The following is a 14,335-nucleotide window of genomic DNA, read 5'->3' as shown; positions in this document are numbered from 1 at the left end:
GGGCGTGGGCAGGGGCGTGGCCTCCGGCGGGTCAGCCCTCGGTGCCGGCCAGGTAGACGCCGAACGACGCGCCCTGCGGGTCGCGCAGCACGGCGATCCGGGGGCCGCCCGGCACGTCGGTGGCCGCCATCAGCACGTCCGCGCCGAGGCCGCTCGCCCGGGCGACGGTGTTGTCGACGTCGGCGACCGAGAAGTACGGCAGCCAGTGCGGCGGCACCTGCGGCGGAAAGCGGTCGTCCATCACCAGCATGCCGCCGAAGTCATCGCCGCCCAGGCCCCACTGGGTGTACTGCTCGGACGGGCTAACGGACCAGCCGAAGACCGCCGGGTAGAAGGCGGTCGCACCGGCCGGGTCGCGGGTGAGCAGTTCCACCCAGCCGAGCGAGCCCGGCTCGTTGAACACACCGGCGCCCGCGAACGCGCGGGCCTGCCAGAGCAGGAAGACCGCGCCGGAGCTGTCCCCGACCACCGCGAAGCGGCCGAGGTCGGACGCGTCGGTGGGCTCCTTCAGGACCTTGCCGCCGGCGTCCTCGACCTTCGCGACCGTGGCGTCGGTGTCGGTGACCGCGAAGCAGGTCGACCAGGCGATGGGCTGCTGCGGCGCGAACCGCGGGCTGACGGCGGCCGCCGGGGCGTCGCCGAGGAACATCTGGGTGTAGCCGTTGGCCTCGGGGCGCACATCGGCCTCGGCCCGCCAGCCGAACAACTCGCTGTAGAAGGTGCTGGCGGCGGCCGGGTCGGAGGTGCCCAGCTCGACCCAGCAGGGGCCGCCGATGGTCACGGAGTTCTGCTTCATGGCTTCTTCTCTCGACTTCTTCTCTCGGTTCTCGATCTCTCGGTCTTCACTGACTGATCGTCACTCTTGATTCGCGTCAAGCGACTTCGATGACCACCTTGCCGCTGGCGTGGCCGGACTCGACGAAGGCGAGCGCCTCGGCGGCCCGGGCCAGCGGGTAGCGGCCGGTGATGTGCGGGTCCAGCTCACCGGCGGCGACCAGGGCCGCCAGCGCGGACAGGGTCTCGGACGTCGTCGAGCGGGTGATGTAGCGGCCGCCGAGTTCCGCCACGGTGGCCGGGTCGGCGGTGCTGACCAGTTCCGTACGGTCCGTGCGCACGGGGGCGGCGGCCCGCAGGGCGTCGCCGCCGACCAGGTCGAGGATGCCGTCGACGCCGTCGGGCGCCGCGGCCGCGATCCGTTCGGCGACGCCGTCGCCGTAGCGGACCGGCACCGCCCCGAGGGACTCCACGTACGCGTGATTGGCGTCGCTCGCGGTGCCGAGAACGGTCAGGCCGCGACTGCGGGCGATCTGGGCGGCCGCGCTGCCGACACCGCCGGCGATGCCGAGGATCAGCAGCGTCCGGCCGGCGCCGAGGCCGAGGTCACGGACGGCGTCGTCCGCGGTGGCCGCCGACACGGGCAGGACGGCGGCCTGGTCGAAGCCGACACCCTCGGGTTTGAGGGCACTCAACTCGGCGAGCATCAGCGTCTGTTCGGCGTAGGCACCGGCGGCCGCGAGGCCGAACACCTCATCGCCCGGGGTGAACCCGGTGACCCCGGGGCCGACTTGCAGGACCACGCCCGAGGCCTCCTGGCCCATGACGGCGGGGAGTTCGCGCTCCCGGCCGAGCAGGCCCGTGCGGATCTTCCAGTCCACCGGGTTCACCCCGGCCGCACCGACCGCGATCGCCAGTTGCCCGGGGCCGGGCTCCAGCGCCGGGCGGTCCAGGAACTCCTGTGTCTCCGGCCCGCCGTAGTCGACGAAGCCGAATGCCTTGGCCATCGGTGATCCCACTCCTCGGGTAGCGGCTGCGATCCCCCGTCCTCCCCCGCCCCAGCATGCGGGCGGGGGAGGACGGGTGCGGGCGCTGCTGGGCCGAACGGGGGCGGGCGGGGCGGCGGGCGGCGGCAGTGGGCGTTGGCGGGCATTGGCGGGCGAACAAAAAACAGATGACAGATAACAGATTTCGAAATCTGTTATCTGTCATCTGTTTTTTGTCAGTTGTCAGCTGTCAACGGCCGTCCGTCAGCGCGGCGCCCGTGCCACCGGGATCCACAGCTGGGCTTCCGCCTGGCCGTCCGGCAGGAACCGGGTACGCAGGATCTCCGGCCCCGGCCGGAACTCGTACGGATTGGACGGGAACCACTGCGTGAAGACGTCCCGCCACATCTCCTGGAGGGCCTTCGGGAAGGTCCCGGTGTTGGAGAAGGCCGCCCAGGTCCCCGCCGGCACCTCCCGAACGTCCAGGCCGTCCGGGACGACGGTGCCCGCGTCCGCCACCACCGCGTGGTAGTAGTCGAGTTCGACACCCTCTTCGCGGCTCTCCGAGAAGAACTCGGTGACCGAGAGGATGCCTTCCGGCTCACGGCCCGAGAGCGCCGAGATCCGGTCGACGGTCTCCTGGCCGAGCCCCTTGATGAACGAGGCGATGGCCGGGTTCACCCCCTCGTGCACCAGCGGGACCCGAGCCCGCCGACCGATGATCCGGAAGTCCGGCTGCTCGATGATCCGGTATTCCATACTGCTGCTTCCCTCCACGACGAGTCGGAAGGACATCCGGGGTTGGGACTTGAGCACCGCGCCCTCGCGCCGGGCCTCACCGGGCCCGACCCCGTGCATCGCCCGGAACGCCCGGGCGAACGCCTCCCCCGAGGTGTAGCCGTACCGGATCGCGACCTCCAGCAACGTCCGCTCCCCGCCGAGGACTTCGGCCCCGGCGACGGTCAACCGCCGGCGCCGGACGTAGTCCGACAGCGGCATCCCGGAGAGCATCGAGAACAGCCGCCGGAAGTGGTACTCCGACGTCATCGCGATCCGGGCCAGCTCGGCGACCTCGACCTCCTGGTCCAGGTTCCGTTCGATGTGATCCATCGCCCGGTTCAGGTGTTCCAGCACTCCGACCCCGTCCTTCCCTTACTGATCACCACCGTAGGAAGGACCCACCCTGCCGCACCCGACAATCGGTGCCCGATCCGGTCGGGTACCGATCGCCGGGTGGCGGGCGGCAGGGCTCAGATCAGGCCCTGGGCCAGCATCGCGTCCCCGACCAGCTCGAAGCCGGCGATGTTCGCGCCCACCACGTAGTCGCCCGGGTGGCCGTAGCGCTCGGCGGTGGTGAAGCAGGAGTCGTGGATGTGCTTCATGATCCCGGCCAGCCGCTCCTCGGTGCGGGCGAAGGTCCAGGAGTCGCGCGAGGCGTTCTGCTGCATCTCCAGGGCGCTGGTGGCGACGCCGCCCGCGTTCGCCGCCTTGCCCGGGCCGAAGGCCACCCCGGCTTCCTGGAACACCCGGACCGCCTCCGGGGTGGTGGGCATGTTGGCCCCCTCGGCGACCGCCAGCACCCCGCCCCGCACCAGGGCCAGCGCGTCCGTCTCGGTCAGCTCGTTCTGGGTGGCGCAGGGCAGCGCGACGTCGCAGGGCACGCTCCACACGCCCGGGCCCTCGACGAACCGGACGTGACTGCCGCGCAGTTCGGCGTAGTCGGCGACCCGGCCGCGCCGGACCTCCTTGACCTCCTTGAGGAGCGCGAGGTCGATGCCCTTCTCGTCCACCACGTAGCCGGTGGAGTCGGAGCAGGTGAGCACGGTCGCGCCGAGCTGCTGCGCCTTCTCGATCGCGTAGATGGCGACGTTGCCGGAGCCGGAGACGACGACCCGGCGCCCGTCCAGGCTCTCGCCGCGGCTGTGCAGCATCTCGGCGGTGAACAGCACGCAGCCGTAGCCGGTCGCCTCGGTCCTGGCCTGCGCGCCGCCCCAGCCGAGGCCCTTGCCGGTGAGCACGCCGGTCTCGTAGCGGTTGGTGATCCGCTTGTACTGGCCGAACAGGTAGCCGATCTCCCGGCCGCCGACGCCGATGTCCCCGGCGGGGACATCGGTGTGCTCGCCGAGGTGGCGGTACAGCTCGGTCATGAAGGACTGGCAGAACCGCATGACCTCGGCGTCCGAGCGGCCCTTGGGGTCGAAGTCGGAGCCGCCCTTGCCACCGCCGATCGACAGCCCGGTGAGCGCGTTCTTGAAGATCTGCTCGAAGCCGAGGAACTTGACGATGCCGAGGTTCACCGAGGGGTGGAAGCGCAGCCCGCCCTTGTACGGGCCGAGGACGCTGCTGAACTCCACCCGGAAGCCCCGGTTCACGTGGATGTCGCCGGAGTCGTCCGTCCACGGCACCCGGAACATGAGCTGCCGCTCGGGTTCGCAGATCCGCTCGATGATCCGGGCGTCGACGAACTCGGGACGGCGGGCGAGCACCGGCCCGAGGGTCTCCAGGACCTCGTGGACCGCCTGGTGGAACTCCGTCTCACCCCTGTTCCGGCGGACCACGTCCGCGTAGAGCGCCTCGATCACGCGCTGCTCGGCGTCGAAGGAGGTCGGGGAGGTGGCGGCGGGAGGGGTTGTGGGCATCTGATCAGGACCTTCCGTGGTCGTCGGTGCTCGTTCGCGAGGCATTCCCGTGCCCAGGAAACGGGGGAATCCTCGCAGTGTCCACAGTCCGGCTCCCGACGCATCCACATGCTGAAACCCCCACGCCTCGCGGACCGTACGATCCACCAGCGCCCTCGCGTCCGCACGGAGCCCGGCTGAACCACGGTCCGTAGTCGCATCGGGCACGGGCGGTATTTAGTTGTTCAAATTGGAACTACCGAGTACGGTCATCGACATCCGCTCCACCCCGGGCCACCCGGTCCGCCCCTCTCGACCCCATCGGTTCGTCGGTTCGCCGACCCATCTCCTCATCGACGGAGGCCCACCCATGCCGCAGCCCGGTCCCGCCACGGTGCGCTCGCGTGTGCGCATCCCGCTGACCTTCTCCGACGGCTACCGCGCCGAGGCGGAGGCCCTCACCTTCCACGACCTCGCCGACGGCGCCGAACACCTGGCGCTCGCGTTCGGCGAGGTGCCGGAGGGCGGGACGCCACTGGTGCGCCTGCACTCGGAGTGCCTGACCGGCGACGTCTTCGGCTCGGACCGCTGCGACTGCGGCCCGCAGCTGCGCGAGTCGGTCGAGCGGATCACCGAGGCCGGCGGCTACCTGCTGTACCTGCGGCAGGAGGGCCGGGGCATCGGGCTCTACAACAAGCTGGAGGCCTACTCCTTGCAGGACTCCGGATTGGACACGTACGACGCCAACACGGCGCTCGGCCTGCCCGAGGACGGCCGGGACTACACCGCCGCCGCCCAGATGCTCACCACCCTCGGCGCCACCGGCATCGACCTGCTGAGCAACAACCCGGACAAGGCGCAGCAGCTGGCCGACCTCGGGATCACCGTGCGGCGGCGGGTGCCGACCGGCGTGCATCTGTCCGCGAGCAACGTGCGCTACCTGCGGGCGAAGGTGGAGCGGACCGGGCACTCGATCGAACTGTCCCGGCTGGTCGGCTGAGCCGGATGACGGCCGGACCGGATGACGGCCGGACCGTCAGCCGTCAGCCGTCCACCCCCGCACCCGCCCCCCGCGCCCGGACCGTGCGCAGCACCCCGTACGCCGCGAGCGGGAGCGCGACCAGCAGCGCGGCCCAGAACGCGCCGTGCCCCCAGAACTCCGCGACGGCCGCGAGCTGCCCCTTGAACACCGGGATCCGCAGCGCCTCGACCGGGCCGAGCGGTCCGGGCCAGGCGCCGAGCACCAGGGTGGCGGGGATCCAGCAGCCGAGGAGCGCCCGGGCGGTACCCGGCGTCCCCAGGGTGCTCGCGAGGGAGACGACGGCCAGCAGGACGACGAACCCGGACTGGTAGGCCGCGCCGGTCCGGCCGGTCCCCCAGGAGTCCGGCGTCGGGTGGTGCCCGGTGGCCGCCAGCCGCACCTCGACCGCCGCCCACAGCAGCAGGGCCAGCACACAGGTGCTCCCGAGCGCGAAGAGCACGCGGTCACGGGCGCCCACGGGGCCCGTCCGCCACTGCTTGCCGTCCCACCGTGCCGCCGCGCCCCGCCCGGCGAGCCGCCGCCAGGCCTCCCGCACCTGCCGCCGGGCCTCGTGCGCGGGCTTCAGCAACCGGTCCGCAGCGCGCTCGATCAGCGCGAACGACGCCACGATCGCCGCCACCGCCGCGAAGCCGGCCCAACTGCCCATCCCGCCCTCGAACATGACCACCCGCTCAGCCACCGGTCTCGGCATCTCCAGGCCCGTCATCGGCGGTCCGAGCCGCAGGTAGCCGATGGCGAAGGCCCCGACGCCGGTCAGGGCCGCCGTGCCGAGGCCGACCCGGGCGGGGAAGAAGGCCAGGACGGCGGCGGCGACCAGTGCCGCCCCCAGTTGGCCGACCACCTGCTGGGCCGCGTGCTCGCCGGCCTTCTTCAACGGCCCGCCGAAGGCGCCGTCCGGCGAGATCCTGAGCTGGACCCCGGCCTCGACGGGGTAGCGGAACACCGCCCCCGCCCACAGCAGCAACCCGAGCGCGAGGAACAGCAGCAGCACGGCGCCCGCCCGGCGCGGCAGGCCGGTCCGGGCGTGCGGCCACCACGCCCGCAGCCGGGCCGCCCAGTCCACCGGCGTCCGTCCACGCCCGCCCTGCCACAGCCGCCCCAGCCACCGGTCCCGGCCGGCCCGGCTCTCCCGCCCGGCCCCGCCCTCCCGGCCATCCGCGTCGTCGGGCCGCTCGCCCCGGCCCCGGCCGCGCGGGCGCAGCGTCTCGGCGGCGACCAGGGCCGCGCGCCCGGCGTCGTCCCCCGGGTCGGCGCCCACCGCCCGCCGCCGCAACGCCGACCAGCGGCGCCGGACCGCCTCCGGCGCGGCGGTCGGGTCCGGCGCGGGCCGGCGCACCGCGGCGCGTACGGCCGTGCGGATCCCGGAGCCGGCGGCCAGGGCCGCGTCCACCACCACCGCCGCGACGAGGGCGGCGAGCTCCGCCATCCGTTCGGGCAGCGGCAGCCGGTGCAGGGCGGTGGGCAGCGGCGAGAGCCGGCCGAGCAGCCGGTCGCGCTCCTCGGGGCGCACGCTCAGCCACACCACCAGCCGGTGTGCCTCCTCGCGCTCCTGCGGGCTGAGCCCGTCGCCGCCCCGCCGGCCGCCGCCGACGGTGCGGGCGGCACGGTCCACTTCGGCCAGGACGTCCGGGAGCCGGGCCAGGGCGAGCAGTCGGGAGCAGTGTTCGCCGGAGCACTCAGGGTGGAAGCAGTCGTAGCGGGCGGCGACGGCCGGGGCGCCGCCCCGGACCAGCGCGTCGATGAACACGGCGCCGTCCGGTTCGGTGGCGATGCGTTCCAGCCCGGGGGTGTCGATCGGGCGGTCGAGGTAGTAGGGGGTGGCGGAGGGGGCGAAGGCGGCGCCGAAGGCGAGCACCGCGAGGGCTCCCGCCGCGTCGCGGCGGGAGCCGGGCGCCCGGGCGACGTCGGTCAGGTGGTGCAGGTCGAAGATGTTGTCCTGGACGTCGTCGCGCAGCCAGTCGCGCAGCCGCTCCGCTCCCCCGGCGGAGAGCCAGCGGGCCGCGTCGCCGGAGCGCCTGAGCAGGACCTCGGCGAGCTTGGCCGGATCGGTGAAGGGGGAGCCGAGGAAGGTGATCGGCCGGTGGGTGCGGCCGGTGTCGGCCCGGGTCTGTCGCCGGACCACCGCGGGGCTGCCGCCGGCCAGCCAGCTGCGGACCTGCGGGGCGGTCCAGCGGTCCTCCGGGTTCTTGGTGAACAGCCCTTGGAGGAGCAGCAGTTGGCGGGGGTCGGCGAGGGCGGAGAGGTCGACCTCGTCCCCCAGGACCAGTTCCAGTTGCAGCACCTCGTCGCTGATCAGCAGGCCGTCCGCGCCGAGGAAGCGGGGGCGGCCGGTGAACAGCTCGTACAGGACGTTGCCGAGCGCCCACCAGGGCCCGGCCTCGTGATTGCGGCCGGCCAGGAGCTCGGGGGCCATGTACGGGATGGTGACGATCGTCTCGGGCGTGAAGCGGCGGCTGGCGGTGAGCCGGGCGACGCCGCCGAAGTCGGCTATCACGAACTCCCCGGGCGCGCGGCCGGGGCGGACCAGCACGTTGGCCGGCTTGAAGTCCAGCGGGTTGCGCTCGATCCGCCGTTGCCAGAAGTCGAGCAGGGCGACGAGCTCGTAGACGATCCGCTCGGCCTCCCGCGGGTCGGTGTACCGGCCGCGCTCGCGCAGTTCGGCGAAGTGGTCGGCGAGGGTGACCGGCAGGTACTCCATGGCCACCCAGTCGAGTTCGGCGCCGTGGTGGCCGACCCGCCCGAAGTCGACGATGTGCGGGACGTGGCGGCGGTAGTCGTCGTTGCGCAGGTAGCCGAGCAGGTCGGCGTCCATGGACTGGCCGGCGGCCGTCACCTTCACCGCGGCCTCGCCGCCGCCGTCGGTGCGCCGGACGTGCCAGACGGTGCCCTCGGTGCCGGAGCCGGCCACGCCGAGCGGGTCGAAGCGGCCGCGCAGGGCGTCCGGGAAAGCGCCCGCGAACCGTCCGCCGGTGGGCCCCGCACCCTCCGGCGCCCCGCCCGCCGATATCCCACCCCCTGACACCCCGCCCACGGGGCCCTCGCCCCTCCGGCTGGGCCCGGGGCCGACGTTGTCGGCCCAGCCGGGGGCGGCGGCGCGCCCGGTGCCCGCGCGCCGCTGGACCTTGGTCGGCGCCTCCGGGTCGACCCGCTCCGGCGCGGCCCGCTGGACCCTGGTCGGCGCCTCCGGGTCGAAGCGGGCCCCGCCGTCCGGCTCCCGCCCGGTCGCGGCGTCGGGGTCCGTCCGGGTGCGCGGGACGGCGCCGAGCCGGGACGGCCGGTCCGGCACGACACCGAGGCGCCGCCCCCACGGCCGCCGGTCCGCCCTGGTCGGGGGCTCGGGCCGGACCCCGGGGCCGCTCTCCGGCCAGGGGCCTCGTCGGTCGTCGTCGGCTGGGCCGGCGTCCTCCGGTGTGGCCATGGCGGCGCTCTCCTCCCCGCTTCCCGGGGCCGGCGCGGGGCCGTAGCCGCGCGCCGCACGGCCCCGGGTGGTGATTTTGACGCGCCATCATCCCGCATGGTGGGCCGTGGTGTTGGCCGATTTTCCGGAACGCGACCGAGCGGTTGCACGAACGCCGCCGAACGCCGCCGCGGGCCTCCCCCACCTGCCCGGCCCTGTCCCCTTCGGCCGCGGAGCCGACACCCCCGACGCGTCAGCCCCCGACCGGGCGTCCCCGGGGCTCCTCGGCGATCCGGCGGGCGATCTCGTCCGGCCGCACCGGGCGGCCGAAGTGCCAGCCCTGGGCCCAGTCGCAGCCGATGGTCCGCAGCCGTTCGGCGTCCTTGCGGGTCTCCACGCCCTCGGCGGTGACGGTCAGCCCGAGTGCGTGCGCCATCGACACCAGGCCGCTGACGATCCGCCACCCGGTGGACTCGTCCTTCTCCGGATCGTGCAGGTCTCCGACGAAGGAACCGGCGATCTTCAGCCCGGAGACCGGCAGGTCGCGCAGGTACGCGAGGTTGGACCAGCCGGTGCCGAAGTCGTCCACGGCCAGCGACACGCCGAGGTCCACCAGCCCGTGCAGGGTGCGCAGCGCCTCGTCCTCGGGCCCGACCACGGTCGACTCGGTGATCTCCAGTTGCAGCCTGGCCGGTTCGAGGCCGGTCGTGTCGAGGATCCGGCCGAGGTCGGTGACGAGCGCCGCGCTGCGCGCCTGGCGGACCGCCAGGTTGACGTTCAGCTGCGGCGCGGCGTCGCCGAACCGCTTGACCCAGTCCGCGGCCTGGCCACAGGCCTGCTCCAGCACCCAGCGACCGAGCGGCATGATCAGCCCGGTCTCCTCGGCGGTGGTCACGAACTCGTCCGGGCCGAGGACGCCGAGCTGCGGGTGGCGCCAGCGCACCAGCGCCTCCACCGCGGCCAGCCGGCCGTCCGCCAGCGCGTACAGCGGCTGGTAGTCGATGAAGAACTCGCCCCGGTCGAGGGCGGCCGGCATCCGCACCGACACCGCGTAGCGGCTGACCGCGCGGGCGTTCTCCTTGGGGTCGAACAGCGTCCAGCGGCCGCGGCCGGCCTCCTTGGCCCGGTACAGCGTCAGGTCGGCGGCCCGGACGGCCGCGCCCGGGGTGGTGGTGGACACCCGCCGCTCCAGCACGCCGACGCTCGCGCCCACGGCCAGCTTGTGGTCGCCGATCAGCACCGGCCCGGCCAGCGCCTTGAGCACCGTCTTCGCCGCCGCGACGGCCTCCTGCTCGCCCCGGCAGTTCTCCAGCAGCACCACGAACTCGTCGCCGCCGAGCCGGGCCACCAGGTGGCCGAGCGGGTTGAGCGCGGCCTTCAGCCGGGCCGCCACGGCGGACAGCAGCTGGTCCCCGGTGTCGTGGCCGAGGCTGTCGTTGACCACCTTGAAGCCGTCGAGGTCGACGTAGCAGAGGCCGAACCTGGCGCCCGGATCCGGATCCTCGAACAGCTTCTCCAGCCGCTCGAAGAAGGCCGCCCGGTTCGGCAGGCCGGTCAGCGGGTCGTGGGTGGCCTGGTGGCGCAGCCGCTCCTGGAGCCGGTAGCGGTCGGTGACGTCCTCCAGCATCGCGACCTGGTACTGCGGGACGCCGTCGTCGTCGCGGATCAGCGAGACGGTCAGATGGGTCCAGACCACCTCGCCGTCCTGGCGGTAGTACGGCTTGTCGAACTGGAAGTAGTCCCGCTTGCCGCTGATCAGCTCCTCGTACGCCTCCCACACGCCCGGGGTGTCCTCGGGGTGGACGAGATCGCCGACCCGGCGGCCGGTCATGTCCTCCGGGCTCGCGCCGAACAGCTCCTGGAGCGCCTTGTTGACCGCCAGGATGTTGCCGTCGGTGTCGCCGATGCCGATCCCGATGGCGGCGCTCTCGAACAGCGCCCGGAACCGGGCCTCGGAGGCGCGCAGCGCCCGCTCGGCCTCCTTGCGGGCGGTGTCGGCGGCGGTGCGGATCGCCTCCTGCTCCCGCAGCGTGCGCTCGCGCAGGGCGGCGGCCCAGCCGGCCGCGAAGGCGCCGGTCAGGGCCGGGCCGCGGTCGTCGCCGAGCGGCTGCGCCTGGAGCAGCTCCACCGCCCGGGCCAGCACCACCGGGTCGGTGAAGTGCGCGTCGACCAGTTCCGCGCCGGCCTGCTCGGCCAGCCGGGGCTCGAACGGCTCGCCCAGCTGCGCGCGGTGGAGCAGGGCGGCGGTCCGGGCGGTGAGGCGGCCGAGCAGCCCGGGGTGGACGGCCGTGCCGTGGTCGGCGGAAAGCAGTCGCGCCCAGGCCTCGTGGAACCGTTCGGCGCTGCCGGACACCGGGGCGGCGCTCATGCGTCCACCCGGGTGCGCGCGGTCACCGCTGCGGGGTGGCCGGCGCGGGCAGCGGTCCGGGCGGGGGGCGCAGTGGTCCGCGCGGCGGGCACGGCGGGGTGACCGGCGGCCGCTTCGCGGAGCCCGCGGCCGTCGGTCACTCGCCCGATCCGTCCGCTCAAGGGCGGAACCCCACGCCCGCCACCCCGGTCATCCGCTCGGGGTGCTCGCCGACCGTCTCCGGCTGGTCCGGACGCCACTGCGGCAGGTAGACCACGCCCGGTTCGACCAGCTCGAAGCCGGCGAACATCCCGCTGATCTGCTCGTGGGTGCGCATGGTCAGCGGGGTCGGCGTCTTGCGGTAGAGCTCCTGGTGGTCCTCCGCCTGGTCCGGGCGGCCCTCCAGGGAGGCGTGCGAGAGGACCAGCGCGCTGCCGGGCGGGAGCGCGTCACGGAGCGTGCCGATCAGCTTCCACGGGTCCTCGTCGTCGGTGACGAAGTGCGCGACGGCGACCAGCAGGACGGCCACCGGCTCGCCCTGCGCCAGCAGCGCGGCCACCTCGGGGCGGGCCAGCAGGTCGTGGACGTCGCGCAGGTCGGCCTGGACGACCTCGCTGCCGGGGTCGTCCTCCAGCAGCAGGCGGCTGTGCGCGACGGCGACCGGGTCCCGGTCCACGTAGAGGACCGTCGCCTCGGGGCGGATCGCGCGGGCGATCTCGTGCACCGCGCCGAAGGTCGGGATGCCGGAGCCGATGTCCAGGAAGCGGGTGACGCCGCGCTCGGCCAGGTAGGACACGGCCCGCCGCAGGAAGGCCCGGTTGGAGCGCATGATCTGCGGCAGCTCCGGCCACAGGGCCATCGCCTTGCGCGCCATCTCCCGGTCGACCTCGAAGTTGTGCGAGCCCCCCAGGTAGTAGTCGTAGACCCGCGCGGCGTTCGGTTTGTCCAGGTCCGTGCCCTCCGGTACCCAGCTCGGTCGCCGCATGCCTGTGACTCCTTCACTCCGTTTTCCGGGGATGCAGTGCCTCGCGACAACTGCTGTGACAGACGAGACTACAAGCACACAAGATCCTCCCCTGCACCCCGAACGGCTGCAAGCGGAACACCTCCCTCCTGGCATGCGACGTTTACGGAGCGTTCCCCTCCCGTCTCACCGGAACCGGTCCCGCCGACGGCCGGGCCACCGTAGGGCCCGGCTGTCGACGAGGGAACCCGACCGAAACGGGCCGGCCCCGGGCCGGGGCGCTCTAGGGTGGGGCGCGTGGACCCCAACCACTACCGCTTCCGGGGCATGTGGCGACTCGCGGCGCCGGCCCCCGACGTGTACGCGGCGCTGGAGGACGTACGGAGTTACCCGCTGTGGTGGCCCGAGGTCCTCGAAGTCCGGCAGACCGGCGAGGAGTCCGGGGACCTCGTGGTGCGCGCGCTGCTGCCGTACCGGCTGGTGATCCGCCTGGAGGCGCGACGGCGCGACCCGGCCGCCGGAGTGCTGGAGGCGGCCATGCGGGGCGATCTCACCGGGTGGTCGCGATTCACCGTCACCTCGGACGGGCCGGGCAGCCGCGTGCTCTTCGAGGAGGACACCCGCCCCGGCAAACCCCTGCTGCGCCGCCTCGCCCTGCCCCTGCACCCGCTGTTCCGGGCCAACCACGCGGTGATGATGCGCCGGGGGCGGCGGGGGCTGGCGGCACACCTGGGCAGCGGGGGCGGGCCGGCGAACGGGTGACCACGCGGCCGGTGGCGGCCGGCACCCGTCCGGCTCTAGCGTGGCGGCGCACCCCCGACCACCGGAGGCCGTCATGCCCACCACCGCACCGGACGCGTTCGGCTTCGCGGCCCCCTTCGACCGGACCGGGACGGGCAGCAGCAAGTGGGCCCGCGCGGGGGCGCCCGGGGTGATCGCGATGGGCCTGGCGGACATGGACCTGCCCGGACCGCCGGCTGTGGCCGCCGCGCTGGAGCGCCGGGCCCGCCACCGCGCGTACGGGTACACGGTGTGCGACCCGGCCGGGCGGGCGCTGGTGGCCCGCTGGTACCGCTCGCGGCACGGCGTCGAGGTGGATCCGGACTGGGTGCTGCTGCTGCCCTGCGGCCCGCGCACCGCCCTACGCCTGCTGCTGGAGACCGTGCGCCCGCAGGCGCCGGTGCTGTTCCCGACGCCGGAGTGGGGCGGCTTCGCCCAGCTGTGCCGGGCGGCCGGCCTCCCGTACCGGGAACTGCCCCTGACCGCCGGCCCGGACGGCTACCGGCTCCCGGACGGTCCGCTCCCCCACCCGGCCGGAGCCGTCCTGCTGAGCAGCCCGCACAACCCCTCCGCCCGGGTCTGGCCGGCCGCCGACCTGCGGGCCCTCGCCGAGCGGGCGGCGGAGGCCGGCGCGCTGCTGGTCTCGGACGAGGTGCACGGCGATCTCACCCACCCCGGGTACGTCCACCCGGTGGCGGTGGCCACCGTCGACGCGGCGCTCCGGCCCCGGGTGGTCACGCTGAACTCGGTCGGCAAGACCTTCAACTGCTCCGGCCTGCCGAGCAGTTTCGCGCTCGTCCCCGATCCGGGCCTGCGCGCCCGGTTCACCGAGGTGCTGGCCGGCTTCGGCCTCTGGGAGGGCGGTCTGCTGGAGCAGACCGTCCAGCGGGCGGCGCTGGCCGAGGGCGGGCCGTGGCTGGACGCGCTGCTCGCCCACCTCGCCGCCGCCCGCGCCCGGCTCACCGGCCGGCTGGGGCCCGCCGTCCGCTCCGCGCCGCAGTCCTCCTACCTGCTCTGGCTGGACGCCGCCGCCCTGGGGCTGCCACCGGACGGGGCCCGCCGGGCGCTGCTGGAGCGCTACGGCCTGGAGGCCTCGGACGGCGCCGAGTTCGGCCCCGGCGGCCGGGGCGCGCTGCGGCTGAACTACGCCCTGCCGGGCCCGGTGCTGGACGCCGTCCTGGAGCGCCTCGACCGGCGGTGACCGAACCACCGGGCCACCCCGCCCGGCAGCCCCGCGCACGTCCCGCCCGGCGCCCCCGCGCACGCCCGGAAAGCCGCCCGGATCCCCGGATTCACCCGATCGCGCCACCCCTGACCTGCAGAAACGAACGTTCACACGATATTTGCGAAGCGCCCCCGCATGCTCCGTAGCAGACTGGGCAGGGTAGTTCGGGCCGCAATCCTGACCCCGAGGATGGTAAGTCCGG

The 14,335-nt window shown here is 74.2% G+C and carries 10 protein-coding genes; 3 read left to right on the top strand and 7 right to left on the bottom strand.

The genetic code is table 11. The features are described from left to right. Window positions 1–31: 31 nt before the first annotated feature. From AC07BF_RS08605 to gdhA, 4 genes are all read right to left on the bottom strand, one after another. The gene (locus tag AC07BF_RS08605) at window positions 32–796 is read right to left on the bottom strand and encodes a VOC family protein (RefSeq protein WP_400805088.1); all 765 of its coding nucleotides are present in this window, start codon (window positions 794–796) and stop codon (window positions 32–34) included. A gap of 76 nt (window positions 797–872) precedes the next feature. Then, entirely contained in the window at window positions 873–1,781 is a 909-nt protein-coding gene (locus AC07BF_RS08600) for an NADP-dependent oxidoreductase (protein ID WP_363579125.1), read from the bottom strand. Window positions 1,782–2,024: 243 nt separating this feature from the next. Beyond that, a complete protein-coding gene (locus AC07BF_RS08595; protein WP_363579127.1) occupies window positions 2,025–2,894 on the bottom strand; it encodes an AraC family transcriptional regulator in 870 nt (289 codons plus the stop codon). A 116-nt stretch (window positions 2,895–3,010) separates the two neighbouring features. Further along, a complete protein-coding gene (gene gdhA / locus AC07BF_RS08590; protein ID WP_363579129.1) occupies window positions 3,011–4,399 on the bottom strand; it encodes an NADP-specific glutamate dehydrogenase in 1,389 nt (462 codons plus the stop codon). Between the two features lie 349 nt (window positions 4,400–4,748). On the opposite strand from gdhA, the gene AC07BF_RS08585 reads away from it, so the two are divergent. Continuing rightward, complete coding sequence (locus AC07BF_RS08585; protein WP_363579131.1) at window positions 4,749–5,378, top strand: GTP cyclohydrolase II; 630 nt, start codon at window positions 4,749–4,751, stop codon at window positions 5,376–5,378. Between the two features lie 43 nt (window positions 5,379–5,421). Here the strand turns inward: AC07BF_RS08585 and AC07BF_RS08580 are convergent, their stop codons facing one another. From AC07BF_RS08580 to AC07BF_RS08570, 3 genes are all read right to left on the bottom strand, one after another. After that, window positions 5,422–8,838, bottom strand: a complete 3,417-nt coding sequence (locus tag AC07BF_RS08580) for a protein kinase domain-containing protein (protein ID WP_363579133.1) — start codon at window positions 8,836–8,838, stop codon at window positions 5,422–5,424. 232 nt (window positions 8,839–9,070) lie between these two features. Beyond that, entirely contained in the window at window positions 9,071–11,185 is a 2,115-nt protein-coding gene (locus AC07BF_RS08575; protein ID WP_478333103.1) for a putative bifunctional diguanylate cyclase/phosphodiesterase, read from the bottom strand. A gap of 157 nt (window positions 11,186–11,342) precedes the next feature. Next, window positions 11,343–12,149 carry an SAM-dependent methyltransferase gene (locus tag AC07BF_RS08570; RefSeq protein ID WP_363579137.1) on the bottom strand — a complete coding sequence of 269 codons (807 nt, stop codon included), beginning with the start codon at window positions 12,147–12,149 and terminating at the stop codon, window positions 11,343–11,345. A gap of 276 nt (window positions 12,150–12,425) precedes the next feature. Between AC07BF_RS08570 and AC07BF_RS08565 the strand changes: the two genes are divergently transcribed. Together AC07BF_RS08565 and AC07BF_RS08560 are read left to right on the top strand one after the other, a co-directional pair. Next, window positions 12,426–12,890 (top strand): SRPBCC family protein, encoded by a 465-nt coding sequence (locus tag AC07BF_RS08565; RefSeq protein WP_400325588.1) that lies wholly within the window; start codon window positions 12,426–12,428, stop codon window positions 12,888–12,890. Between the two features lie 73 nt (window positions 12,891–12,963). Further along, the gene (locus tag AC07BF_RS08560) at window positions 12,964–14,109 is read left to right on the top strand and encodes an aminotransferase class I/II-fold pyridoxal phosphate-dependent enzyme (protein WP_478333102.1); all 1,146 of its coding nucleotides are present in this window, start codon (window positions 12,964–12,966) and stop codon (window positions 14,107–14,109) included. Window positions 14,110–14,335: the final 226 nt, after the last annotated feature.

The organism is Kitasatospora sp. NPDC043950 (genome assembly GCF_056435345.1).
Note: the sequence above shows the minus strand (reverse complement) of the source record. Positions and strands in the feature narration are given on the sequence as shown.